The organism is Liquorilactobacillus ghanensis DSM 18630 (assembly GCF_001435235.1).
In the GTDB taxonomy this organism is placed as follows: domain Bacteria; phylum Bacillota; class Bacilli; order Lactobacillales; family Lactobacillaceae; genus Liquorilactobacillus; species Liquorilactobacillus ghanensis.
Genome location: NZ_AZGB01000009.1, coordinates 161,702 through 186,125 on the forward strand (window position 1 = coordinate 161,702; position 24,424 = coordinate 186,125).

The 24,424-nt window shown below is 36.9% G+C and carries 24 protein-coding genes and 1 riboswitch; of the genes, 5 read left to right on the plus strand and 19 right to left on the minus strand.

Annotation, left to right across the window (positions count from 1 at the left end):
* Nucleotides 1-207: 207 nt before the first annotated feature.
* The 7 genes from ribH to FC89_RS03685 form a co-directional block, all read right to left on the minus strand.
* Nucleotides 208-678, minus strand: a complete 471-nt coding sequence (gene ribH, locus FC89_RS03655; RefSeq protein ID WP_057871192.1) for a 6,7-dimethyl-8-ribityllumazine synthase — start codon at nucleotides 676-678, stop codon at nucleotides 208-210.
* A complete protein-coding gene (locus FC89_RS03660; protein ID WP_057871193.1) occupies nucleotides 678-1,898 on the minus strand; it encodes a bifunctional 3,4-dihydroxy-2-butanone-4-phosphate synthase/GTP cyclohydrolase II in 1,221 nt (406 codons plus the stop codon). The genes ribH and FC89_RS03660 overlap by 1 nt, the downstream gene beginning before the upstream one ends.
* Complete coding sequence (locus tag FC89_RS03665) at nucleotides 1,885-2,490, minus strand: riboflavin synthase (protein WP_057871194.1); 606 nt, start codon at nucleotides 2,488-2,490, stop codon at nucleotides 1,885-1,887. The genes FC89_RS03660 and FC89_RS03665 overlap by 14 nt, the downstream gene beginning before the upstream one ends.
* Entirely contained in the window at nucleotides 2,491-3,513 is a 1,023-nt protein-coding gene (gene ribD, locus FC89_RS03670) for a bifunctional diaminohydroxyphosphoribosylaminopyrimidine deaminase/5-amino-6-(5-phosphoribosylamino)uracil reductase RibD (RefSeq protein ID WP_235804372.1), read from the minus strand.
* Nucleotides 3,514-3,667: 154 nt separating this feature from the next.
* Nucleotides 3,668-3,804: riboswitch (FMN riboswitch) on the minus strand.
* 40 nt (nucleotides 3,805-3,844) lie between these two features.
* Nucleotides 3,845-4,204, minus strand: coding sequence for a DUF488 domain-containing protein (locus FC89_RS03675; RefSeq protein ID WP_057871196.1), 360 nt, complete (start codon nucleotides 4,202-4,204; stop codon nucleotides 3,845-3,847).
* A gap of 26 nt (nucleotides 4,205-4,230) precedes the next feature.
* Nucleotides 4,231-4,815, minus strand: coding sequence for a uracil-DNA glycosylase family protein (locus FC89_RS03680; protein WP_057871197.1), 585 nt, complete (start codon nucleotides 4,813-4,815; stop codon nucleotides 4,231-4,233).
* 158 nt (nucleotides 4,816-4,973) lie between these two features.
* Nucleotides 4,974-6,077: a lactate oxidase gene (locus tag FC89_RS03685; protein ID WP_057871198.1), complete on the minus strand. Its 1,104-nt coding sequence runs from the start codon at nucleotides 6,075-6,077 to the stop codon at nucleotides 4,974-4,976.
* Between the two features lie 168 nt (nucleotides 6,078-6,245).
* Here FC89_RS03685 and FC89_RS03690 point away from each other — a divergent pair, with 168 nt between their 5' ends.
* A complete protein-coding gene (locus FC89_RS03690; protein ID WP_057871199.1) occupies nucleotides 6,246-6,449 on the plus strand; it encodes a DUF4649 family protein in 204 nt (67 codons plus the stop codon).
* 110 nt (nucleotides 6,450-6,559) lie between these two features.
* Here FC89_RS03690 and FC89_RS03695 read toward each other — a convergent pair whose 3' ends face one another.
* Nucleotides 6,560-7,237, minus strand: coding sequence for an EAL domain-containing protein (locus FC89_RS03695; protein WP_057871200.1), 678 nt, complete (start codon nucleotides 7,235-7,237; stop codon nucleotides 6,560-6,562).
* A 154-nt stretch (nucleotides 7,238-7,391) separates the two neighbouring features.
* Between FC89_RS03695 and FC89_RS03700 the strand changes: the two genes are divergently transcribed.
* The 3 genes from FC89_RS03700 to FC89_RS03705 all read left to right on the plus strand — a co-directional run bounded on the left by FC89_RS03700 (nucleotide 7,392) and on the right by FC89_RS03705 (nucleotide 10,981).
* The gene (locus tag FC89_RS03700; protein WP_057871265.1) at nucleotides 7,392-8,771 is read left to right on the plus strand and encodes an FAD-dependent oxidoreductase; all 1,380 of its coding nucleotides are present in this window, start codon (nucleotides 7,392-7,394) and stop codon (nucleotides 8,769-8,771) included.
* Between the two features lie 206 nt (nucleotides 8,772-8,977).
* Entirely contained in the window at nucleotides 8,978-9,124 is a 147-nt protein-coding gene (locus tag FC89_RS12540; protein WP_157060645.1) for a hypothetical protein, read from the plus strand.
* Nucleotides 9,125-9,307: 183 nt separating this feature from the next.
* Entirely contained in the window at nucleotides 9,308-10,981 is a 1,674-nt protein-coding gene (locus FC89_RS03705; RefSeq protein ID WP_057871201.1) for an alpha-glucosidase, read from the plus strand.
* Here FC89_RS03705 and FC89_RS03710 read toward each other — a convergent pair.
* A complete protein-coding gene (locus tag FC89_RS03710; RefSeq protein WP_057871202.1) occupies nucleotides 10,978-12,087 on the minus strand; it encodes an aminotransferase in 1,110 nt (369 codons plus the stop codon). The two genes, FC89_RS03705 and FC89_RS03710, sit on opposite strands and share 4 nt — an antisense overlap.
* A gap of 212 nt (nucleotides 12,088-12,299) precedes the next feature.
* Between FC89_RS03710 and FC89_RS03715 the strand changes: the two genes are divergently transcribed.
* Nucleotides 12,300-13,088 (plus strand): CHAD domain-containing protein, encoded by a 789-nt coding sequence (locus tag FC89_RS03715; protein ID WP_057871203.1) that lies wholly within the window; start codon nucleotides 12,300-12,302, stop codon nucleotides 13,086-13,088.
* A 197-nt stretch (nucleotides 13,089-13,285) separates the two neighbouring features.
* Here the strand turns inward: FC89_RS03715 and FC89_RS03720 are convergent, their stop codons facing one another.
* The 10 genes from FC89_RS03720 to FC89_RS12780 all read right to left on the minus strand — a co-directional run bounded on the left by FC89_RS03720 (nucleotide 13,286) and on the right by FC89_RS12780 (nucleotide 24,414).
* A complete protein-coding gene (locus tag FC89_RS03720; RefSeq protein WP_057871204.1) occupies nucleotides 13,286-13,705 on the minus strand; it encodes a hypothetical protein in 420 nt (139 codons plus the stop codon).
* A gap of 41 nt (nucleotides 13,706-13,746) precedes the next feature.
* Nucleotides 13,747-15,243 (minus strand): glutamate/gamma-aminobutyrate family transporter YjeM, encoded by a 1,497-nt coding sequence (gene yjeM, locus FC89_RS03725; RefSeq protein WP_057871205.1) that lies wholly within the window; start codon nucleotides 15,241-15,243, stop codon nucleotides 13,747-13,749.
* Nucleotides 15,244-15,481: 238 nt separating this feature from the next.
* On the minus strand, nucleotides 15,482-16,351 hold the full coding sequence (locus tag FC89_RS03730; protein ID WP_057871206.1) for a MurR/RpiR family transcriptional regulator: 870 nt from the start codon (nucleotides 16,349-16,351) through the stop codon (nucleotides 15,482-15,484).
* Nucleotides 16,344-16,928, minus strand: coding sequence for a HutD family protein (locus tag FC89_RS03735; RefSeq protein ID WP_057871207.1), 585 nt, complete (start codon nucleotides 16,926-16,928; stop codon nucleotides 16,344-16,346). The genes FC89_RS03730 and FC89_RS03735 overlap by 8 nt, the downstream gene beginning before the upstream one ends.
* Nucleotides 16,929-17,018: 90 nt before the next feature.
* Nucleotides 17,019-18,281, minus strand: coding sequence for an imidazolonepropionase (gene hutI, locus FC89_RS03740; RefSeq protein ID WP_057871208.1), 1,263 nt, complete (start codon nucleotides 18,279-18,281; stop codon nucleotides 17,019-17,021).
* A 4-nt stretch (nucleotides 18,282-18,285) separates the two neighbouring features.
* Entirely contained in the window at nucleotides 18,286-20,322 is a 2,037-nt protein-coding gene (locus FC89_RS03745; protein WP_420864999.1) for a urocanate hydratase, read from the minus strand.
* Between the two features lie 61 nt (nucleotides 20,323-20,383).
* On the minus strand, nucleotides 20,384-21,718 hold the full coding sequence (locus tag FC89_RS03750) for an amidohydrolase family protein (protein WP_057871210.1): 1,335 nt from the start codon (nucleotides 21,716-21,718) through the stop codon (nucleotides 20,384-20,386).
* On the minus strand, nucleotides 21,718-22,998 hold the full coding sequence (locus tag FC89_RS03755) for a hydantoinase/carbamoylase family amidase (RefSeq protein ID WP_157060646.1): 1,281 nt from the start codon (nucleotides 22,996-22,998) through the stop codon (nucleotides 21,718-21,720). Before FC89_RS03755 ends, FC89_RS03750 begins: the two co-directional genes overlap by 1 nt.
* A 21-nt stretch (nucleotides 22,999-23,019) precedes the next feature.
* Nucleotides 23,020-23,754, minus strand: a complete 735-nt coding sequence (locus tag FC89_RS12775; RefSeq protein WP_057871212.1) for an amino acid ABC transporter ATP-binding protein — start codon at nucleotides 23,752-23,754, stop codon at nucleotides 23,020-23,022.
* A 12-nt stretch (nucleotides 23,755-23,766) separates the two neighbouring features.
* Nucleotides 23,767-24,414 carry an amino acid ABC transporter permease gene (locus tag FC89_RS12780; protein WP_057871213.1) on the minus strand — a complete coding sequence of 216 codons (648 nt, stop codon included), beginning with the start codon at nucleotides 24,412-24,414 and terminating at the stop codon, nucleotides 23,767-23,769.
* Nucleotides 24,415-24,424 lie beyond the last annotated feature (10 nt).

Consider the following 24,424-nt stretch of genomic DNA (forward strand, 5'->3'; position numbering starts at 1 on the left):
ATAGTATAAACTCAATTCAAACAAATGTAAATAGTAATAATTACTTTTTAATTAAGTGAATAATTTGCCTGATAAAAGTTTTAAAACATTACTAATATGTAAAAAAGCGAGTTAATTTCAAATTAACCCACCTTCTGTGTTTGTTAGATTCATTAACTTTTGATCTTCGTGACATTTTCAAGCTAACCAATAGCAACATTTGAATTACTATTTAAAATTAATTTTTTGCTGCAAAGAAATCATTTCCAATAAGCCCAATGCACATTCGCTACCCTTATTTCCAGCTTTGCCGCCAGCTCGATTCAGTGCCTGTTCCATCGTGTCCGTCGTTAAAACACCAAACATTACCGGAACCGGACCATTTAAAGAAACCTCGGCAATTCCATTAGCTGCAGCTGAACAAACATAATCAAAATGAGCTGTCTCACCACGAACAACTGCGCCCAAAGCAATGATGCCAGTCACGCGTTGGGACTCACTTAATAATTTAACAACTCGTGGAATTTCAAAAGCCCCGGGTACCCAGAAAATTTCGATATTTTCAGTTGCTATCCCGGCTTGATTTAAAGTTTGACAAGCTCCTGCCAATAACCGCTTGGTAACCAAATCATTAAACTTGGCAACCACAATTCCCACTTTTTGTTTACGACCGATGTAATCTCCAGTATATTCGTTCATTAATTGACCTCCCTGAGTAAATGTCCCATCCGTTGTTTTTTTGTTCGTAAATACGATAAATTCTCTGGATAAACCTGTCCTTCTAGACCGATGCGTTGTCTAACCTTAATCCCAAAAGATTCAAGTTGTGCAATCTTATCAGGATTATTGGTTAACAAATCAACTGCTGCAACTCCTTTTTGATGTAAAATCGCGGCAGCAATCCCATAATTGCGTTCATCAGCGGCAAAGCCGAGAGCTAGATTAGCCGCAACCGTATCCAAACCTTCTTGTTGTTGCAGCTGATAAGCCTTTAATTTATTTAAAAGACCAATTCCCCGACCTTCTTGCCGTAAATAAAGAATTGCTCCGCTTTTTTCAGCAGCAATTTTTTTCAACGCCAAATCCAATTGATCACCACAATCACATCGCTTCGAGCCCAACAAATCTCCAGTCAGGCATTCTGAATGCAACCGGACTAACAAAGGCTGGCCAGCTTTAACTTCACCCTTAGAAATCAGCAAAGTTGGTTCTTGATTGTTATAAGTTGTAAAAGCTTCAACTAAGAAATTCCCATAACGTGTTGGCAAATTAACTTTTACAGCTGAATCAGCAACTCCAATATTTTTCAAATAACGATATTTTTTAAGATCAGCAATCGACAATAATGGCAGCTGCATCCCTTCTGCAAAAGCTTTTAAGTCTTTGCGGCGTGCCATTGTTCCATCCTTTTTCAAAATTTCCATAATATAAGCAACCGGCTGAGCTCCAGCTAATTTGGCTAAATCAACTGCTGCTTCAGTGTGACCACCACGTTCAAGTACGCCATTTTTTCTTGCTATTAAGGGAAATATATGCCCTGGCTGGTAAAAATCAGCCAACTGAGCATTAGGATCAGCTAATTTTTTGATAGTTGCTGCTCGGTCAAAAGCTGAAATTCCAGTTGAAGTCGTCTTAGCATCGACACTAACAGTAAAAGCGGTATGAAAAGCATCGGTCGAATCTGCACTCATCGGCAGCAAATTCAAGCGCTGGGCAACTTTTGGATCCATCGGAACGCACATTAACCCACGTGCTTTGGTAACCATTCGATTTACAGTTTTGGCGGTGGCAAATTCAGCTAAACCGATCATATCACCTTCAGCTTCCCGATTTTCATCATCAGTTACAATTACTAATCCACCTTTTTTTAACGTCGTCAAAGCTTGTTCTACACGCTGTATAATCTTATTTGATTTCATTTTTAAATGCCTCCTGTCTTAAAAGGTAACGGCTCAAAACATCTACCTCAATATTTACCTGATCCCCAATCTGCAAAGCTCCCAAATTAGTCATTTTTTGAGTCAATGGAATTAAACTGACACTAAAATTTTGTTGAACAGTCATGGTTACTGTTAAGCTAACGCCATTAACAGCAACTGAACCTTTTTCTGCTACATACGGCAAATATTTATTAGGTAACTGAAAAGTCAAAACCAGTGCTGTTTGCTCCATTTTTCTTTCCACCACCGTAGCGGTCGTATCAATATGCCCCAAGACAAAATGACCCGCTATTCTTGTTGTCGGCCGCAAAGCTGCTTCAAGATTTACTTTTTGACCCCTTTTTAGTTGCTGCAGGTTAGTTCGGCGTAAAGTTTCTGGCATTAAATCAACCTTGAATTCTGTTGCAGTTAAACTCGTGACAGTTAAACAAATACCGTTGACCGCAATACTATCTCCAACTTGCTCTGCCAGTTTTTTAGCAAGTGGTGTTTTAATTGTCATACGAATCTTTTCTTGCTGGTTGATCAAGTCAGCAATTTGTCCCTGACCACTGATAATTCCACTGAACATTTAATTCCTCCTTAATTCAAAGCGATAATCATTTCCCAGTTGTTGTTGTTTTACCAGCTGATAGTTTGCCAAAGATAGTGCCTTTTCACCATATACTGCCGGCAAACCACCACCGCCGTAAATTACCGGAGCGATATAGACAATAATTCGATCAACCAAACCGGCCGCTAAAAACGTCGCTTGAACCCGTGATCCGCCTTCAATCAATAGCGACTGAACACCACGTTGATAAAGCAATTGCATCACTTGTTTGGTAGACCAATCATAACCAGACTGAATTTCGACTTGCTGTGGCCACTGCCGAAAAGATCTTCTTCGACTGAGCAGCAAAATTGCTTCATTGGTCTGAAAAATCTGCTGCCTTAGGTCTAGTTGATCGGCATCATTAACCAGCACGATTCGTAATGGTGGGTATGCAGTCGCAATTGTTCTAACCGTTAATTGCGGATTATCAACCTTCAGTGTCTGTTCTCCGATTAGAATTGCCTGCTGCTGTGTTCGCAGCTGTTGGCTATCTTGGTAAGCCGCTTTACCCGTTAATTTACTGCGAATCCCAGTTTTGGCATTGATTTTGCCATCAAGGCTCATCGCGTATTTGAGTGTCACTAATGGTCGATGGTGACGATAAAAGAAATTGTAGCTGGGATTCAGCTGTTCTGTTTGCTGCAAAACGGTAACTTGAATACCCGCATGCCGTAATATTTGGCAGCCCTTGCCAGCAACCAAAGGATTGGGATCAAGCTGGCCGATTACTACTCGAGCAATACCTACTTTTGTTAGTTTTACTGCACACGGCGGTGTTTTACCATAGTGGCTGCATGGTTCTAAAGTCACATACATGGTTGCTCCACGAGCTAATTTAATATCGGCTAGTTGAGCTAAGGCATCGATTTCAGCATGCGCTTTGCCGAATTGATGGTGATAGCCACAAGCTAATATTTTGTCACCCTTAACAATTACTGCACCTACGATAGGATTAGTCCAAGTATGACCACGACCTTTTTGCGCCAGTTCGCTAGCCAACTGCAAATAATTTATGGTAGTAATTTAACTCACCTCACAAAAAAAGCCCCGCAACTAAATGCGGGGCAGAGTTTTATTTTTAAACCAAATAAGACTTCAACTGGGTAGAAATATTTAAAATATTCCCGCCAGTAAATCTCACCAGTAAATTAAAAATTTTCTTCTCTCATCCAGACTTTACTGTCGGTCCCAGACTCACACTGGGTCCACCGCAATACGCGGGTCACGGACTTCAACTTGCTAATAGTTGTCACCGTCGGTCGGGAATTTCACCCTGCCCCGAAGAAATCTATTCAGTTATCATGTTGAGAATACTATACTTAATTTAAAATTACAAGTGTTCTTCAACGTATTTCTTTAAAACAAGCGCCTGATTATGCTGTTGATCCTTGGCACCATACAAGAAAATTACAGCTTGTTGTTTTAATTGTTCAGCAACTAACTGCATAAAAATCGGTGTCTGCGGATTTTTCATCAATTCAGCCGTGTATCTTTTATTGAACTCGGCAAATTTAGCTGGATCATGCCCAAACCATTGCCGCAATTCATTACTTGGACCAATTTCTTTAAACCATTTATCCAAATGTGCATTCTTTTTAGAGATCCCTCGCGGCCACAATCGATCAACCAACAACCGATAACCAGTCAGGTCAGCTGGCTGCTGATAAATTCTTTCCAATTTGATTTCCATTCAGCTTTGCTCCTTGTTGTAAAAAATTATTTTAGTATCATTTTGATGCGCCGCTGCAAGTCTGGAACAACCTGTTCTTCAAACCAAGGATTCTTCTTTAACCAGCCATAGTTTAGTGGTGACGGATGAACTAAGGTAAAATATTTCGGCAAATATTTTTGATAATGCTTAACTGTCAAAGTCAATTTAGTTGAACTTGGTTGTTGCAGATAAAATCTTTGCGCATAACTTCCAACTAATAAAGTTAATTTGATATTTGGCAAAAAATCCCATAATTGCGGATGCCACTTAGCGGCAAAATCCATTCTTGGTGGTAGATCACCACTTTTACCCCGACCTGGATAATAAAAATCAAGCGGTAAAATCGCAATCTTAGTTGCACAGTAGAACTGTGCCGAACTGACTCCCATCCACTGACGCAGCCTTTGACCGCTGGCGTCGTTCCACATTTTTTGCGTTTTTTCCGCTTTAATTCCCGGTGCTTGGCCGACAATTAAAATTTCAGCTTGCGGATCAACTGAAAACAACGGCTTAACTGAACGCTGTGTATAAGTTCTGTTAGCCGGATCTTGTATAATTGCCTGTGTTAAATCATTAAGATCAGTTTTCACTTTCAGCCTGCTCCTTATTTCTAACTATCTTTATCACGTCAATTAAACCAAAATCTCCTATCGGGTGCAAGCCCATTCATAAAAAAATAAGACTGCAACAAAATTAAGATTTTGTCCAGTCCTATTTTTATGCATAAATACGTAATCTCTTTAACTGACTAATGTCTGATCAATTTAGCCTGTTTAACATCAGCAATTGTCTTAGTTCCGGCCAACTGCATATCAATTTTCAATTCATCATTTAAGTGGTTAACTACTGATGCAACTCCTTGCGCACCACCTAGCGCCAGCCCATAAATTATTGGACGAGCTAAGGCTACTAAGTCAGCACCATTGGCTAAAGCTTTAAAGACGTGCGATCCACGCCGAACACCGCTGTCAAAAATTACTGGTACTTGATGATCAACCGCTTGAGCAACTTCATGCAAAACATCAAAAGCTGCTGGCCCACCATTGAGCTGTCGACCACCATGATTAGATACATAAATTCCTTGTGCTCCGGCACCAATTGCTAATAAAGCATCTTCTGCACTTTCAATTCCTTTAACAATTACCGGCAAATTAGTGTATTCAGCAATTTTACGAACATCATCTGGACCGATCTTTTGTGCTGCTGCCGCATAGATTTCCATAATACCTTTACCCTTGCCGTCACCTTCAGAAAACTTAGCTAAGTTAGCCATTGGAATAGGAAATTGAAATTGGTTGATAATGTCGGCTTCGCGGTACCCATCTACTGTGGCATCAACCGTCAAAATAATTCCTTTAGCACCAGCTTTAACTGCTTCATCCAGCAAACTACGATTGAAATCCCAATCTTTACTCATATATAACTGGAAAAATTGCGGAGCTCCTTTTCCAGCTGCTGCTGTAGCAGCAATTGATGTTGAAGAGTAAGTACTTTGTGCCATCAACCCACCAGCTTGTGCCAAACCTTCAGCAGTAGCTTCTTCACCACGTGAATGAGCCAAACCTTGAGCTGCAGCAGGAGCCATCATGATCGGTGTCTTTAGCTTGATTCCAAAGACAGTTGTTTCCGTTGTCGGATGCTCCATTTCCGTCAAAGCCCGCGGAACGATTTGCACATGATTAAAAGCTTTGGTATTTTCGCGTAAAGTCCATTCATCTTCAGAACCACCGCTGATATAACCAAATCCACCCTTAGGGATAATCTTTTTTGCTTCAGCTTCTAAAGCCGGTAAATTTAAAATATTTAATTTTTGTTCACGATCACTTTGTTCATAGCCATTAATTGTTGTCATAATTTTTCCTCCTTATTTGTTACCTTTTTGATTACAAATACATCTTAGTTTCATTTCACTAACAAGTCAAGAACTTTTTTTAATAACTAAAAATCAGCAAATCAAATTCTTTTATTTGCACTATTAGAAGCGTATACTAAGCGTAAATTCAAAAAGGAGTGAAATATTATGTTAGAAATAAATTACCAAGCAAATGGTGAAAAGCGTACCATTTCATTCAAGTCTCCGGCTGATTTTGTGGCTGATGAACAATTAGAAGTTCCTTCATTGCAAGATTATTATCGTGTTATAGCAGTAAAAGTTGCTGGCAGCCAAGATGTTAACTTCAAAGGAACAACTATTGGTGACCTATACAACTACTTTTTAAATTAAAAGCAAGCGGCAGCATAAATAATCGAAAAAAAAATAGTCCTTATACCGGACTATAATGAATAGACTGTTTATCACGATTGTTAACTAAGACAATTAGGTGATTTCATTAATTATATCTCACGATTAGGTAGTTTAAACAAATGCGGTTTCCCATAATAATAACCTTGACGCAAAGGCAAAGCTAATTCGTCCAGCAATTCTTCATCAATTGGTGATTCAATTCCTTCAACGATTAAGCGCAAATTCTGTTTGCGCGCTTTTTGCCGCCAAAAAATTAATTGACCAGGAATTTCCGCTTCACGATGTTCTTGACGAAAATTCTGCAAAGGAACTTTTATCTCAGAAGCAATCGGCAGTAAAAACTTGATCTTCTCATAAGTGTTTTCTCCGGTGCTGACATCATCAATGCTTAATTCCATCCCATAATGAAGATACGTCATTGCTCGCCGTTTTAAAGCTTGCTGGCTAATTGTTCCCGCGGTCTGATCTTCAGTCAATTCAACTACCAAAGTTATTGGATAGATCTGTTGCTGTGCCTGACATAAAGCCTCAGCCATTTGATCATTCATAAACTGTTTTTGATTCAAGTTAAAAGAAATCGATTCAACTTTTAATGCCAATTCACTGCCGGCACGTTTAATCAAACTTATCTGTTCAGCTAATGGTATAGCCGCAAAACTTTGCGGCAATTGCCATCCTTGGTCGTTGCCTTCGCGAATCAGCATCTCATAACCAATCAATGATCTTGTTCGTGTATTGACTTGCGACTGTGCAAAAAAACGATACATGATCTTTCTTCCTTCCCTTACTATTGCCCTTAAAAAGATTTTATCACATCAAATCAGCTTAGCATATTTTGACTTTCTGAATATCAGCAAAAATTATATAATGAAAGCTGACCTAACTATTAAATTCAATTTTAAAAACGTGATTGGAGCAAAAATGAAAGTAATCATTATTGGTTGTACTCATGCCGGCCTTGTTGCCGCTAAAGAAATTTTAGCTATTCATCCTGAAACAGCAGTAACTATTTATGAACGGACCAATGGCTTTTCTTTCGCATCTGCTGGAATTTTTCTGTATCTGAACCATTCGATTAACCACTTAGCTGACACCTTTGCTTCTTCCCCTGAAAAACTGCGAGCATTGGGAATTAAGGTTTGTGATAATCACAATGTCTTACAGGTCGATCCAAAACAGCAAACAATTTTAGCTGCTGATATGGCTAAAGAAACCATTATCGCTGATCATTATGACCGGCTGATCATTGCAACTGGAGCCAATGTCCGGCTGCCGGCAATTAAGGGCATTGATAATCCGCATGTTTTATTATGTAAAAACTACCAGCAAATCAAACAGGTTATTAAATTAGCCCAAAATCGTCAACGAATCGCGATCGTTGGTGGTGGTTATGTCGGTATCGGCTTAGCAGAAAGTTTCATTAATAATGGACACCAAGTTCAACTTTTTCAATCTCATCAACAAATTTTAAATAATTACTTTAATCAATCTACCGCCTTGCGTATTACTCATTTATTAGAAGAACATGGCGTTAAAATTCAATTAAAGACCCAAGTTGCCAAGTTTTTTGAAGAAAAGGATCAGACGTTAAAAATCGAAACAGATAAAGGAACTTTTTTAGCAGACATGGTAGTCGTTTGTACTGGTTTTGTTCCGAACACCCGTTTACTTAAAGATCAGCTCAAAACAGATAGCCGTGGTGCCCTGCTGCTAAATAATTATTTGCAGACATCAGATTCTAAAATTTATGCCGCTGGCGATTGCGCGGCAGTTCATTTCAACCCAACCAATGAACTAACATATATTCCGTTGGCATCTAATGCAATTCGCCAAGGTAAAATCGTTGCTCACAATATTTTTAAAAATAGCTACCCATACGTTGGGACCCAAGCAACATCAGCTTTAGAACTTTTTGACCATTACTGGGCTACGACCGGTTTAACCATCGAAAATGCCAAACGTCATCAATTAAATGTCTTTGAGGCGACATTAACAACTAAATTATTGCCGAATTATTTGCATAGTGAAGCTGAACTTACTATTTCGTTAGTTTATAATCGTGATAATCGCCGAATTTTGGGGGCACAGCTTGACAGCAACACTAATTTGATTCAAGCAATCAACACGATATCTTTAGCTATCCAAAACCATAATACAATCGATGACCTGGCTTTTGTGGATATGTTTTTCCAACCGGTGTTTAACCAATCATTCAATTATCTTAATCAAGTTGCTCAAAAAGCAATCCGACAAGAAAGAGAAGCCGGCTTTGACCAATCACGCTTTACCTTTGATTTTTAAAAGCATGCGCATAATTTCTCAGCAATAACTAAAACGCAATAAGTTGAGGTTGCAGAAGCTGTACAAAATTTATTGCAGCTAGTATTATGACAATAATAATAATCAAACAAATTAAAACATTAAGAAAGGAAAAACTATATTTCTTCCTCAAACATGATTATTGCAAATAACCATGTCTGTTCACACTTTATATAGTAGGTGCGAATATGTATCATATTTTAAAATTGATTCGTGGGATTTTTTTACTACTACGAGATTTAACCTTGCATCGACCACTGATTTCAATTGTAATTGCACTTTTGCTAATCATAATTGCAATTTGGGGATTTTGGCGGCAAAAAAATCGTTTCTAAGTCTTTTGATAAGATTCTTTCAAGAAATTTTCGAATGCGTTTACAGCTTATCAAAAGTCACGGATAACTTTTAAATGTTTATTTATCAGCAGCTTTACTCAGCACAATTGTTAGCTTTATCCAGCCTTTAACTAGGCATATTTGAATAAAGAATATAGAATAGAAAAAAGGCTAGGTGAGTTTATGGCAACTACACGTTGGTGGAAAGATGAAATTGTTTATCAAGTTTATCCGCGATCATTTCAAGACACTAATAACGATGGAATTGGTGACCTTCAAGGTGTCATTCGACGACTGGATTATCTTAAAACATTAGGTATAACTATGATTTGGCTATCTCCTGTATATCGATCACCAATGGTTGATATGGGGTATGACATTTCTGACTATCAAGCCATTGATCCACAGTTTGGAACAATGGCTGATTTTGATGAGTTGCTGAAAGAAGCTAAAAAACGTGGGATTAAGCTGATTATGGATTTAGTTGTTAACCATACTTCTGACCAGCACACTTGGTTTAAACAAGCTTTAGCTGATTCCAACAGCCCTTACCGCAATTATTATATTTTCAAAAAGACCACTGATGGACAAGTTCCCAATAACTGGCGTAGTATTTTTGGCGGTTCAACTTGGACAGCCGTGCCCAATGAACCCGGAACTTATTATTTTCACACTTTTGCTCCCCAACAGCCTGATTTGAATTGGGAAAATCCGCAATTGCGGCAAGCCATTTATCGTATGATCAATTGGTGGCTGGATAAAGGCATTGCCGGCTATCGAATTGATGCCATTACCCATTTAAAAAAGGATCTCGACTGGGCTAGTTTGCCGCCTGATGGAAAGGATGGCTTGGTTTCTGTAATTAAAAAAGGCCAAAATCGGCCCGGCTTAAATAAATTTTTAGATGAATTAAAAACAGCAACTTTTAAGAAATATAATGCTGTAACAATTGGTGAAGCTTATGGCGTTCCTGCCGCCAACCTGCCACAATTTATCGGACCTGATGGCTATTTCTCAATGATCTTCGACTTTAGCTACCTTAATATCGATATCGCTAATGTTGATGAATGGTATCGTGGCAAGGCTGACTGGACTATCAAAGATTTGAAAAAAACTATTTTTTCAGCTCAAAAAGCAATCAAACAAGCGGGCGGTTGGACAGCTAATGTATTGGAAAATCATGATCAACCACGAGTACTTTCAAAATTAATCAAAAATTCAGCCGAACAGACTCCACAAGCCGCCAAAGCTTTAGCTGCTATGTATTATTTTTTACCTGGCGTCCCCTTTATCTATCAAGGCCAAGAAATCGGCATGAAAAATTTCCAGCGATCCAGTATTAAGCAATTTAATGACGTCTCTTCAATTAATAATTATCAAACGGCATTAAAAGCCGGGCTTCAACCTAAACAAGCATTAAAATTATTGAATGACCGTTCGCGTGATAATGCGCGAACACCGATGCAGTGGGATAATACGCAATTCGGTGGCTTTTCGCAAACCCAACCATGGTTAGAATTGGGCAACGACCGCCAAGGGATCAATGTCGCTGCTGAAGAACAAGACTCCGCATCAGTGCTAAATTTTTATCGTCGCATGGGAAAGCTGCGCCAAGACAAGCGCTATCACTCAACCTTTATTGACGGACAGTTGCGCGAACTGACGGTGCCTAACGAGGTCATCGGTTATCAACGCCGATCAGCTAATCAGACAATTACCGTTTTAGTTAATTTAGCAGCAACTGTTCAAAATGTGTCACGACCAGTTGGATCTGTTTTGCTGAACAGCCACACCAAGCTGCAGTTAAACCAAAACCAGTTGATATTAAAACCATATCAAGCAGTGGTTTTCGGCTAGTAATTAAGCAAGTATTCCGATAAAAGCTGCAAACCCTTTTTCAAGGTTGCTTTGTCTGTACAGTAACCTAAACGAACATGATTTAAGATAGCGAAACGATTTCCAGGTACCAGTAACACTCCCGTTTCTTGTAGCAACTTAACACAGAATGTTTCAATATCACCATTAATTTCAAACTTGGGAAATGCAAATGGGATGGCAGGAAAATGCTTTAATTCAACCTTGTCTTCCCTTTGAACCCAATTAGTTAATATCTCAGCATTTTCTTTAACAATTTGCTGATTGCGTGCTAAAACTTTAGCTTGATTGTTCAATAATGCCACTGCCAATGTATCATTTAATACCCCAGCACAAATCATCGTATAGTCACGGTATTTTCTAAAAATATCCGTGATTTTTTGATCGTTAGTCGCAATCCAGCCAACGCGAATTCCCGGAACCGAGTAAGTTTTTGAAAGTGAATTAGTTGAAATACCTTTTTCATACAAATCAACAATTGAAACAAATGATGCGTCCGCAGACAACGGTTGGTAAACTTCATCAACTAAAACATAAGCATTTACCTGCTTGGCCAGTTCGACCACTTCATTTAAAAAATCACGCTGCAATAAAGTACCAGTTGGATTATTAGCATTATTTAAACAAATCATTTTCGTTTTTGCTGTAATCAATTGTTTTAACCTGTTTAAATCCGGATACCAGTTATTTTGCGGATCTAAGCGCCAATAAACAGTTTCTATCCCAAAAGATTTGGGGATATCAGATAGTTGCTGATAAGATGGATATTCGGCAACTATCTGATCCCCCGGTTCAAGCAAAGCATAAAGTGCCAGATAATTGGCACCAGTTGCTCCATTTGTTTGTAAAACATTTTCCGGTTCAACTTGCTGATAAAGCTGCGCAACAGCTTGTTTAAAAGCCGGTGAGCCTTCGATCCAACCATAATCCAATTTTTGCTTACCAAATAACTCAGAAAGCGTTAAGCCGGTTAACTTCGAAATTTCCGCTAAACTCAATGATTCGATAGTACTTTGAGAAAGATCATAAACAGCACTTTTTTCATATTGATTTAGCCAAGCCTCAACTCCAAATCCAGCAATTTTCATCTCATCACCCCCCAAAAAATTATTCAAAAAAATCATTGTTAAAAATTGCACTTTAATGAATTCTATTGTTTTTTTGAAATAAAAGCAATCATTTTTGCTTTAGTTAGATTTATTTGCTTATCCCCCAAACTATGTTACTTTTATAGTGAAAACGGTTGTTTTGGTTAATATGTTGGATTTTACGCTGTTTTTCAATAGAAAAGAGGGACAAAATGATGACATCAATTTTAACTATTTTACAGCAACGATCAACAGCTATTCAAACGGAATTAATTCGTTTTCGCAATAACCCTTATGATCCCAATCGTGCTCATGATCTCCGAGTAGCTATCCGGACACTCCGCAGTTTACTGAAATTTTTGAAGCCTCAGCTGGATTCGGCAACATTTAATGAACTTGATCAAACGCTTAGTGAAGCTGCTCAAACTTTTGGCCCGCTGCGTGAACTTGACGTATTGTTAGCAGAAATCGGCAGTTACGCTTTTGAGCATCCGCAAGAAAACACCGTTTATTTTCAATTGTTGAAAAAACTACACCATAAACGAACAGCTGAAATGCAGCGAATCTTAACTCCCGCCGTTTGGCACAAATTGACTAGCGAACTGACTGCAGCTGATATTCAACTAAATCAGCTAAAGTTTAATCAAACAAAAAAATGGTCGCAATCAGTTAACTACGAATTAACCAGACGAAGCAAAAAGCTCAGTTGGCAATTCCGGCAAATCGATCCTGCACAGTATCAGCAAACCCATCAACTTCGTAAAAAAGCTAAAACACTGCGTTATGCTGCCATTTATTTTGTGAAATTTGCTTCAAAAAAAGCCAAAAAAAGCCGCCGACAAGCTGAAAAAATTCAAAATGTCTGCGGCGTGGTCACTGACGCTCACGTGAACGCAGCTTTACTGCAAAATCTGGCACAACAAACTGACAATTCTGCTGAAAAACAATTATTAGTTGAAATCAAACAAACACAGCAAAAAAGCTTCCACCTAAAAAAATAATCTATTTAATTGTAGTGGCTGCAGCAACCATTCAATTCTTTATCACTTTCTATTAATTAACCCTCAAGGTTGGATTTGATGTCCAATCTTGAGGGTTTTTCAATCCTGAAAAAAGATAACTTAAATATACAAGAACTATCCATTTCAATCTTTTCGAAAATTAATTTCCTATGCTATAGTTAAAAAATCGTGTAAAATTATTTTTTCTCGTCATACAGTAAACTGTCCTTAAAAATTCCATCACCCCAGATTTCTCTTTCGGATAATGTCGTTGCTATTAATTCAATTGGCTGTTGGTTTACTAAAATCATTGCACACTTATATCCTTTAAATGGTTCATATAAAGGCATGATGATTTCCTGATCAATCAATGCTTTTTCGATATTTTCACAGGTGAAGGCCACATGTGATTCTGTTTGAATTCGCAAGTCCAATGAACAGTCCTTACCAAAAGCATGCATCTGAACTGGCAAAGAAAACTTATTTGGCACATCTAACGTATACATATCATAAATTTTGGCATATCTTGTCTGAGGATTTGACTCAATTTCCGATAAAGGTACGGGTTTCCCAATATGATGAAACTGCAAATTTAACTTCACTGCTTTATTATTCATTCGTTTCTCCTTATCAAAGCTGTTCACAAGCAATCAATAAATCAGTTATCCAAAATATGCTTTCGTTCTGCTCTGGTATAAAAAATCCAAGCAACAATTCCAAAGAAAACTGGTCCAAATGCTGTCCAAAAAGCCGTCAAGTAATCTCCGCTAAGTAGCGGCTCGATACACGTAAAGACGATTCCAATCGCAATTACCAACCAAACAACAATGGAAACCGTCCAAGTCCATTTCATACTTCTGTAAAAAACAAACGGGCGATCTAAATTTTGTTTCATTTTAAAGAATGGAAATGCTCCCACCAAAAATAAGTATGGTGCTGAAGACGAAACATTCATCATATCGGTCAAAATTGTATAAAATTCATTAGCAGCATCTCCACCAAGGGCAATAAAAATTGTAATTAAGCTGACAATTACCGTCTGGGTCCACATAGCCGTTGCCGGCATATTAAATTTATTCATTTTCGTCAATTTTTTCGGCAATAATCGTGGGTCGCAACCTTCAATAAAAGATTTAATTGGTGAATATATCATAACAAAAGCTGCTCCCAAACCGCCCAAAACATCACTCAGCGCAGTAATTTGAGAAAAAATCCGCCCCAAGCCGATTGAACCGGCATGGCTCAACCCAAATTTAGCACCCACAGTCAATCCCATATTATTGATCAATACATATTCGACGTTAGCCAAATTAACATTCTTTTTCCCAAGAACTGCCTGCCAATTAGTACTGACTCCACAAAGAAAGATAGCTAACACATAAATCAAGGTCATCAACAACATAGCAACAATCAATGCTCGCGGAAATGTTTTTTCCGGTTTGTCTACTGAATCAATTACTCCCGCCATTGTTTCCAATCCACCATAAGCAAATAATGAATAAATAATAAATGAAATAATTGCAATTGGTGAAATAAAATCAGCATTTGGCGATTTAATCAAACTCATTTTAGTTAAAGGTTCAGCCAAAGTTCCATGGTTCAATAACCATATTAACAAACTGCAAACGATGAAAATCACTGATATTCCCAAGGTAAAAATTCCGCAAAAAGAAGCTATTTTTGCAATATTTTTAATTCCGCGACAAGCTATCAAGGTTACAATACATAAAAAAATAACTTCCAGCAACCCTAGCGTTTGGTCTGAGTTCAAACCAAACAAATGCCAAGTCTGAGTTTTATCTTGTCCTGAAATCATTGTTGAAACAGAAACCAGTAAAAATTGTGTTGACGATACCAACCAAACGACCCAAGCTGCTAACCAAATGAATGTACCAATAAATGCTGGCTTTTCTCCGATTGAACCGCGCAGCCATGAAAAAATACCTCCTTTGGCAGCTTTAAAGGAGGCTCCATATTCAGCAAACATTAGGGCTGAAGGTACAAAAAAGAGCAGTGCGGTAATGACATACCAAATAATACTGGAGTAGCCCATTTGATAAAATGCCGTCAATGAATTACTGAATCCAAAAATTGATGAAAAGATCATCAAAATTAAGCCGCTGAGTTTAATCTTAACGGCTACTTTTTTATCCATTTTAAATCCAACTTCTTTCTGAAAATTTAATAATAATTATACACGCCAAATATGTGGATAATTGTTATTAAAAAGTTAATTATTGATTAAAACGTTAAATAACAACAATAAAACTGAATAAAATTTTAATTTTATCCAGTCTCTGATTTGTAAAACATTATTTAATTTTCACATAGTTGGAATTCATCTGGGAGGGTACATCGCAACCGCACATCATCTGCCGGATTAAATATTAAGTTTATATCCAAAAAGAATGTTCATTTTCATTAATTTTCTCAAGCTTATTTAACCGGTGACCAATATTCGGAATATTTCTTGAAACATCACGCATTAATAAATTTATTAATGTTAACGGCGTACTGTAGACATCGAAAACTGAAGAAATAGTTATTGGGCTTATCAGTGACAACTGAGAATAATTAACGATTGGTGACAATCTACTGTCAGTAATTGCTACAATATTAAATCCTTTTTCACTTAGCTTTTTCATTTTTTCAAGTAATGAGCGTGAATAACGCGGAAATACCGTTGTAAAAATCAAACAATCTTCTGGCGCCTCTAACTCAACATTTTCCCATGCCGGTGTTCCATAAGCTAATTCAAAAACATTAGGCCTTAAACGACTCAAAATATAATACATGTACGGTAATAAAGTTGCGGACATGCGATTTGACATTAAAAACACTTTCTTTGTCTTTACTAGTAAATGTACAACACTTTGGTAATCCTGGGACTGAGATAATCCTTGAAGCTCCTTTAAATTATTAATTTCTTGATTTAATATATTGAGATTTCGATCATTATCTCCTTCTTTATCAATAATCGAATGCCGTTTTAAAATCGTCATTTCTGAACTAATAATTTTTTGCAAATATCTTAAAAAATCATTGTAGCCATAGTAGCCCATTTTAATACAAAACCTCGAAACGCTACCTTGGCTTACCCCAATTTCGCTACTAATTTTATCAGCCGTCATAAATACAATTGAATTATAATTTTTTTCAATATACATTGCTATTTTCTGATTAACTTCAGATGTTTTTCCCGCAACCATTAAACGATCAAATAATTCTTTTTTATCTCTTATTTCTTTAACTTTCTTATCCATAGGCTTTCCCTTTTTTCAATTTAAAAATTACGATCCGATTATTATTATCTAGCGAAAATTCAAGTAGCAGTTTTTCCATGCTAAAATTTTTAATCAACAAAAATTCTTTTTCCAAAAGCTTTACTCGTTCTTGATCAACCAAGACTTCATTACTTCCATTTAATGAAAATATACCTACAAATTCAGCAGTAGAAAATATTTTTGACGATTCTTTCATGACCTGCATACTTGCATGCCACTGTGATTGATATATTAAATTAACGTCTTCTGATTTTCCAATGGACGTTGTTTGCTCGCCGCCATTAAAATAGAAACTTTCTTCTAGTTTTAGATTATGCCTTTTAGAATTATTCAGCAACGTAATTCCCTGTTTAGTTGGGATAAGTATTCGATTAAAGCCCTTTAGCAATGTAAAAGTACTTTCAGCCAGCTCCACGCTAGCGTAGGAAAACCTAAATTCAAAGTTTCTTTTTTTATATTCTGTATTCTCAGGGTATATGTATACCTCCGAAGTTTTTCCTCCCTGCCAATTACTCAGATTATACAATTTTTTATTCTTTTTAATAAATTCAACCATAATCTCACCTTATTATTTTAAAACTCCTACTATTTAAAAAAACGGATAAATTATTACTTCTGGTATAATTTATCCGTTTTGTCATTTTAATTAACCTTCATAAACTAATTCACCATTTTTAATAACCTTAGAAACTAAATTGCCGCCCGTATTGTATAACAAGTAACGGAAATCAGGATATTTTAAAAATATAATATCACCGACTTTGCCTGGTTCAAGAGTTCCCTTCTTATTTGCTAAATCTAAAGCAGCTGCTCCATTTAAAGTAAGGGCCGTTAAAACTTCATTCATGGTCATTTTCATTTCAAAGGTTGCTAAAGCAATAATTAATGGAATTGAACATGTAAATGAACTTCCCGGATTATAGTCGGAAGCCAATGCTACCCCACAATTGCTATCAATTAAATCACGCGCTGGAGCGAAGTTCTCTTTTAAGCAAAATGCTGTACATGGCAACAAAGTAGCTACAGTATTTTCTTTTTTGCTTAATTCTTTAATTTCTTCTGGAGATATTTTTATAAGATGATCCGCTGAAACCGCATCTAGTTTTGCTGCTAAACTAACTCCATTTAAATTAGCGATCTCATCAGCATGCATTTTTAATTTAAAGCCCAGCTTTTTAGCTGCTTTTAACAACTGCTCAGCTCTTTTTAAATCAAATACGCCTTTATCACAAAATACGTCTACAAATTCTGCCAGTTCTTCATGTTTTATTTTAGGCAACAGTTTACTTATCATTAAATCAACGTAATCATCAGCTTTGTCCTGATATTCACGAGGAATAGCATGTGCTCCTAAATACGTCACTGAAATATCAACTGGTTGAATGAGATTTAACTCCCGGAAAACTTCTAATTGCTTCATTTCATTTTTTTCATCTAAGCCATAACCACTTTTTCCTTCAACTGTGGTAATTCCTTGCTGCAGCATTTCATTTAAACGTTGCATCCCGGAATCTCTTAATTCTGTAAACGATGCTTTGCGAGTTTCATCAACAGTTGCTTGAATTCCTCCACCGTTTTCCATAATCTTCATATAAGTGGATCCGCCAACTCTTTCGCAAAATTCCTCTAAGCGATAACCAGAAAAGAGAAAGTGAGTATGCGAGTCGATAAATCCCGGCAGAACTGCCGAACCAGCGGCATTTATAATTTGATCAAATTTGTTTATGTTATTCTTTTTTAATTTTTCTACTACATCATTGGTCTTACCTACTTCTTTAATTGTTCCATTTTCGACATAGATCGCACCATCTGATATACACTTAATTTGATCCATCTCTCGGCCATGCTTAATTGAATTTCCAGTCGGAGTGGCAATTTGACTTGCATGCAGTATTAATAAATTTTTCATTTAATCACTCTTTCGGAAAGGTATTTTCAATTGATTCATCTACCAAATTATCACTGACTAAATATGGCTCTGTAATATGTGCTTTACCTTGGAATTTCTGATTGAATTCTTGGGTCGTATCCATCGCGTTTTTATTTCTAGCCCAATTTCTTCGAGCAACGCCTCCCATAACATCCCAAAGAATCGCTTTTTTAATAATTTTATCAACTCTTTGACTGCCATCAAGAACTAAACCAAATCCGCCATTAATTGCGCGACCGATTCCAACACCCCCGCCATTATGAAGCGTAACTAAACTCATCCCGCGAGCTGCATTTCCGGCAAAACACTGAACAGCCATATCTGCCATAACGTTACTGCCATCATAAATATTGGATGTCTCTCTAAAAGGAGAATCTGTTCCACTAACATCATGGTGATCTCGACCGATCATTACTGGACCAATTGCTCCTTCACGTACTAATTCATTAAACTTCAAAGCAATTTTTATGCGGCCCTCAGCATCCTGATAAAGGATCCTAGCTTGTGTTCCTACAACTAACTTATTCTTTTCTGCATCTCGAATCCACTTATAGTTATCTAAGTCTTGGTAACGACGATGACGATCAATGCAATCCATTGCTGCTTGGTCAGTTTTAATCAAATCTGCTTTTTTACCTGATAAACATACCCAGCGAAATGGACCATAACCATAATCAAACAAGTGCGGACCCATAATATCTTCAACATAGGAAGGCAGGATAAATCCATCTTTATCATCCACACCATTCTTGGAAACTTTTTTGACGCCTGCATCATAAACTGCTTTTAAAAATGAGTTGCCATAATCAAAAAAGTAGGTTCCCCTTTGATGCAACTGTTTAACCAGTTCAAAATGCTTGCGCAATGACTGATCAACTAGTTCAACAAACTTTTGTCGATCATCTTTTAATAACTTTGTCCGTTCTGCAAAAGTAATCCCTTGTGGACAATAACCTCCTTCATACGCAGCATGACATGAAGTTTGATCAGATAACAATTCAACCTGGATATTGTTATCTATGACATATTGCAATAAATCGACAACATTCCCAAAATAGGCAATCGATAAAGCCTCGCCGCTTTTCTTAGCATTTTCGACTTTTTCTGCAATATAATCAAGATTATCTGAATAAGTATCTACCCATCCCTGATCTAATCTGGTTTTAATTCTTGAAAGATCAACTTCAGCAATTACTGAAACTGCATTAGCTATTTTAGCTGCTTTGGGTTGAGCACCACTCATTCCGCCAAGACCAGAACTTATAAATAATTTGCCAGTTAAATCACCTTCGAGCGGAATTCCTAGTTTTTGACGTCCGGCATTCAGTAGGGTGTTATAAGTTCCATGAACAATTCCTTGCGGTCCAATATACATCCAACCACCAGCTGTCATCTGTCCATAATTGGCAACGCCCATTTCCTCAGCGATTTCCCAGTCTTTAGGATTATCAAATTCACCAACCATCAAAGCGTTTGTAATAATAACTCTTGGGGCAGTCTTTTCAGAAGGAAAAAGTCCTACCGGATGTCCCGACTCAATTACTAAAGTCTGCTCATCAGTTAATCGCTGTAAATACTTTTTTATTAGACAATATTGCATCCAATTTTGGCAGACACTGCCCGTTTCACCGTAAGTTACCAGTTCATACGGATATAAACCTACTTCAAAATCCAGATTGTTATCGATCATAACCTGAAAAGCTTTTCCTTCAAGGCTATTTCCTTGATAACTATCAATTGGATGACCAAATATTCGGCCTTCTGGGCGAAAACGATAACCATAAATTCTCCCCCTGGTATATAATTCATCTAAAAATTCAGGGATCAACGTTTTATGAAATTTTGAAGGAATATATCTTAAAGCATTTTTTAAGGCTATTTTTGTTTGTGCCGGCGTTAAACGAAATCCACGGGAAGGGGCCCGCCGAATACCTTCGACAAACTTAGGGTATTGAGGTAACTCGCCGTCAGTAATCAAAGACAATTCAATCGGTTTTTCATGTAATTGCACTTTACTCAAAACATCTGAAATAGCTTCTTCGTTGTTTTTTACATTGCTCATAAAAATAAAACTCCTTCCATTAATCTAAAGTTGCAAAGTAATCCATTGTTTGATCAACTTTTCCCATCACTTTTTCTTCGCTAACTTTAACTAATTCACCGTCTTTTACTGTTTCTTCGCCGTTTACAATTACCGTTTTTATTGCATTTGGCTGCATTGAATAAACAATATTTGGTAATAGTTGTTCAAGATTCCCGCTCAGAGGTTTCATTGAAAAATCATTTAAGTTTATGCCAACAAAATCTGCCAGTGAACCTGCTTTTATTTCACCAATATCTAAATCAAGCTGTGCTCCACCATTGATCGTTCCCATATCAAAAGCCTGTTTGCATTTTACGCACAACGCATCGTGTGTGGTCGCTTTTTGTAACAAGGCAGTCATCCGCATTTCTTCAAAAACACTAATTCGATTATTCCCACAGGCACCATCACTGCCAAGTGCAATATTAATTTTATTTGCTGCCATTTTAGGAATATTGGTAACTCCATCTGCTAAAAACATATTACTTGATGGGCAATAATTCAAAGCTGCATGTCTTTGACCAAGTAATTCAATTTCTTCATCATTCAGCCAGACCCCATGGACTAAAACTAGTGAAGAATCAACTACTCCTAATTCGTTCAAGTATTCAACTGTCCTTTTGTTGTGTTTTCTTAATGTATCCTTTACTTCAAATGGTTCCTCGGCAACATGTATATGAAACTTGGTCCCCATCTCAATAGCTAATTTATGACCTGCTTGGATCATTTCTGGACTAGCACCATGTAAACTATGTGGTGCTGGAATAACAGTAACCATTGAATCACTTTGATATTTAGCAGCTAACTGTTTCGTATTCTTCACTGCTTCACTGACTGACTCTAAGTAACCCTTGGGTGCACCATCCCAGTCATACATCGTTCTTGCAAGCACTAAACGAATTCCAACATCTTTAGCCGCCTGAACGATGGCTTCATCAGATTCATTGCCATAATTATGCAAATAGAAAAAGTCGCAAACAGTCGTTACACCGCACTTCATCATTTCTGCATATGCGAAAAGAGCGCCATTATAAATGTCTTCCAGTCTCATTGCAGGTGAATACTTGTACAACGAATTATCTCGCCATTTTAAAAAAGGCTGATCAATAGCAATTCCACGTAACAGACTCTGAAAAGAATGATTATGCGTATTTACCGTTCCGGGCACAAAAACCATATCATCATAACGTTTGATTGGAACTTCAGGATACTTGTTTAAAAGTTCTTTTTGTTTTGCTACCTCTTTAACCAAATTACCTGATATTAGAATACCGAAATCTTTTTCAAATTTTTCATGAGTATATAAATATTTTGGCAATAATATTTTTTGCATTATTCAAGCTCCCTATCTAAATTCAACAATGTTTTCAGTAAAACATTCCCCGCTACCTCAATATCTTCAATCTTGGAATACTCTTCCTTACAATGGCTTTTCCCATCAATACTTTTAACAAAAAGCATCCCTGATTGACCAATTTTTGCCATATTAGCAGCATCATGTCCCGCCATACTTGTAAATACTTTCAAATTAAGCTTCGAGTCTTGCTCAATAGTTGTCGATAAAGCATTTATAATTCGCGAATTAAGATCAACCGGTTTTTGATTTAAAATTATCTTTCTAGTGGCAGCAATTCCCTTGTTTTTTAATTCAGAAAATAATGAGTCCAGATATTCAACGACCTTTTCCACTAAATTCCAATCACCAGATCGCAGATCAATATTAAAGCGTACACTACCAGGAATAATATTGGCCGCATTGGGAATTACCTCAGCAAAACCGATTGTTCCCACTACTGGTTCACTAATATTTATTTTTTTCAGATATTCACGTAATTTAATATTCAACCAACTCAATGCTAGAAGTGCATCTTTGCGGTGAAATACATCAGTAGTCCCGGCATGATTAGCCTGACCGTGAATAATTACCAACTCACGATAAATTCCCGTAATCTTTTTTACAACTGCAACAGGATCTCCACTATCAAATAATCTTCTTCCCTGCTCAATATGACATTCAATGAAAGCTGAAAAACTATCTTTGGGCCACTGAGCTTCCTCTAATTTTTCGAAGTTTCCACCCAAGCGATTAATTGCTTCTCCCAGTGATTCACCCGTTTCAATATGCTTAAATTGTGCTAAATATTGCTTACTGACAACGCCGGAAATAGCTTTGCTGCCCAATGTAGAAATTTGATATGGATTTGGTTCTTCACCAGTTAATGAAATTAGTTTTAAGGGATGTTTTAAATAAACATGATTTTCCACCAAAGTTTGAAAAATCTCTGTTGCCAGCAATACGCCTAATGCTCCATCATATTTTCCTCCCTCAGGCACACTATCATTATGGGATCCAATAATGATCGGTTTTAAATTTTTTTCATCAACATAAGGATAATCTCCCCATAAATTTGCTGCCGCATCAGTAAAAGTACCTATCTCACAATATTTTTTCCAGTAGGCTTTCAACCAATTTCGGGATTCAGCATCAGCTTGAGATGCTAATGAGCGGTTAACGCCTCCTTCTTCACTTAATCCAATTTCACCCAGTTCTTGTATATTGTTTTGAATTCGGCTTTTATTAATTTTTAACTCAAGCAACTCACCTTTTACCAAACTATCAACCTTCTTCATATGTTACTTAATTATCTTCTCCAAAAATTCCTTAGTTCTTTTTTCGCTAGGGTTATTAAAAATTTTTTCAGGTGTTCCTTCTTCGACCACATTTCCTTTTTCCATAAATATGACCTTATTGGCTACTTCTCGTGCAAATCCCATTTCATGGGTAACAACGATCATCGTCATTCCCTCATCAGCCAATTTTTTCATAACTTTTAAAACTTCACCAACAAGCTCTGGATCTAAAGCTGACGTTGGTTCATCGAACAACATTATATCTGGATTCATAGCTAATGCTCTGGCAATTGCCACTCGTTGTTGTTGACCACCTGACAATTGAGAAGGATAATAATCTCCTCTATCAGACAGGCCTACTTTAGCAAGTAAATTTTTTGCCTTTTCACTAATTATAGATTTATCAATTTTTTTCACTTTAATTGGTGCTATCATGACATTTTTTAAAACTGTCATATGGGGAAATAAATTAAAACTCTGAAAAACCATGCCCATCTTTTGTTGCACTTTTTTAACAGATTTTTTGTCGTCTGGGTTCAGCTCAATTCCTTCTACATTTACGGAACCCCCATCTCTTCTCTCGAGATTGATCAAACATCTTAAAAACGTACTTTTTCCTGCTCCAGATGGTCCAATTATTGCAACCACATCTCCCTTTTCAACACCTAAACTAATGTTTTTTAATACCGTTTGTGAATTGAAATTTTTCTTTAATTCTTTAATTTCCATTAAAGGCATATTTTCACTTCCTTAATAAATCGATAACTTACTTTCCATTTTGCTAAATACATATGAAAAAACTGATGTTAATAATAGATAAATTAAAGCTGCAGTAATATATACTTCGGTATATTTAAAAGTAGCTGAACCTACAAGCTGAGCTTGCCGCATAAGTTCGACCATCGCAATCGTTGAAACCAGCGATGTATCTTTGAGCATTCCAATAAACTGATTTCCCATGGCAGGTAAAATATTTCTTATAGTTTGTGGCAAAATAATCTCAAACATTGTCTGTCTATATGTCATTCCAAGTACATTTGCTGCTTCATACTGTCCTTCGTGAATAGAAATTATGCCACCTCTAACTATTTCAGCCGTATATGCAGCGCTGTTTAAGGACAATCCAATTACTGCAGCTGCAAAGGGGCTTAATGTTATTCCCCATGTTGGTAACGCATAGTAAAGAAAGAAAAGTTGAAGTATTAACGGTGTTCCTCTAAAGATCCAAAGATAAAATCTAGCAATATTTTTAATTAATTTATTCTTTGATATTCTCATAAACGCTATAATTACTGCTAAAATAGTTCCAAATATCAAAGAGAGAACCGTTAATTCTATAGTCATTAAACTGGCTGTCAACATGGTTGGAAGCTTGCTTAAAGTAAACTGTAAATTCATAAAGTAATTT

Coding starts and splice junctions, on each gene's coding strand:
- FC89_RS03735 (WP_057871207.1), bottom strand. CDS start 16,928: ATGGTTGAATTTATTAAAAAGAATAAAAAATTGTATAATCTGAGTAAT.
- FC89_RS03730 (WP_057871206.1), bottom strand. CDS start 16,351: ATGGATAAGAAAGTTAAAGAAATAAGAGATAAAAAAGAATTATTTGAT.
- FC89_RS03665 (WP_057871194.1), bottom strand. CDS start 2,490: ATGTTCAGTGGAATTATCAGTGGTCAGGGACAAATTGCTGACTTGATC.
- FC89_RS03685 (WP_057871198.1), bottom strand. CDS start 6,077: ATGACAACAATTAATGGCTATGAACAAAGTGATCGTGAACAAAAATTA.
- FC89_RS03700 (WP_057871265.1), top strand. CDS start 7,392: ATGAAAGTAATCATTATTGGTTGTACTCATGCCGGCCTTGTTGCCGCT.
- FC89_RS03715 (WP_057871203.1), top strand. CDS start 12,300: ATGATGACATCAATTTTAACTATTTTACAGCAACGATCAACAGCTATT.
- FC89_RS12775 (WP_057871212.1), bottom strand. CDS start 23,754: ATGCCTTTAATGGAAATTAAAGAATTAAAGAAAAATTTCAATTCACAA.
- FC89_RS03675 (WP_057871196.1), bottom strand. CDS start 4,204: ATGGAAATCAAATTGGAAAGAATTTATCAGCAGCCAGCTGACCTGACT.
- FC89_RS03690 (WP_057871199.1), top strand. CDS start 6,246: ATGTTAGAAATAAATTACCAAGCAAATGGTGAAAAGCGTACCATTTCA.
- FC89_RS03660 (WP_057871193.1), bottom strand. CDS start 1,898: ATGAAATCAAATAAGATTATACAGCGTGTAGAACAAGCTTTGACGACG.
- FC89_RS12780 (WP_057871213.1), bottom strand. CDS start 24,414: ATGAATTTACAGTTTACTTTAAGCAAGCTTCCAACCATGTTGACAGCC.
- FC89_RS03710 (WP_057871202.1), bottom strand. CDS start 12,087: ATGAAAATTGCTGGATTTGGAGTTGAGGCTTGGCTAAATCAATATGAA.
- FC89_RS03695 (WP_057871200.1), bottom strand. CDS start 7,237: ATGTATCGTTTTTTTGCACAGTCGCAAGTCAATACACGAACAAGATCA.
- hutI (WP_057871208.1), bottom strand. CDS start 18,281: ATGAAAAATTTATTAATACTGCATGCAAGTCAAATTGCCACTCCGACT.
- FC89_RS03750 (WP_057871210.1), bottom strand. CDS start 21,718: ATGCAAAAAATATTATTGCCAAAATATTTATATACTCATGAAAAATTT.
- FC89_RS03705 (WP_057871201.1), top strand. CDS start 9,308: ATGGCAACTACACGTTGGTGGAAAGATGAAATTGTTTATCAAGTTTAT.
- FC89_RS12540 (WP_157060645.1), top strand. CDS start 8,978: ATGTATCATATTTTAAAATTGATTCGTGGGATTTTTTTACTACTACGA.
- ribH (WP_057871192.1), bottom strand. CDS start 678: ATGAACGAATATACTGGAGATTACATCGGTCGTAAACAAAAAGTGGGA.
- yjeM (WP_057871205.1), bottom strand. CDS start 15,243: ATGGATAAAAAAGTAGCCGTTAAGATTAAACTCAGCGGCTTAATTTTG.
- FC89_RS03720 (WP_057871204.1), bottom strand. CDS start 13,705: ATGAATAATAAAGCAGTGAAGTTAAATTTGCAGTTTCATCATATTGGG.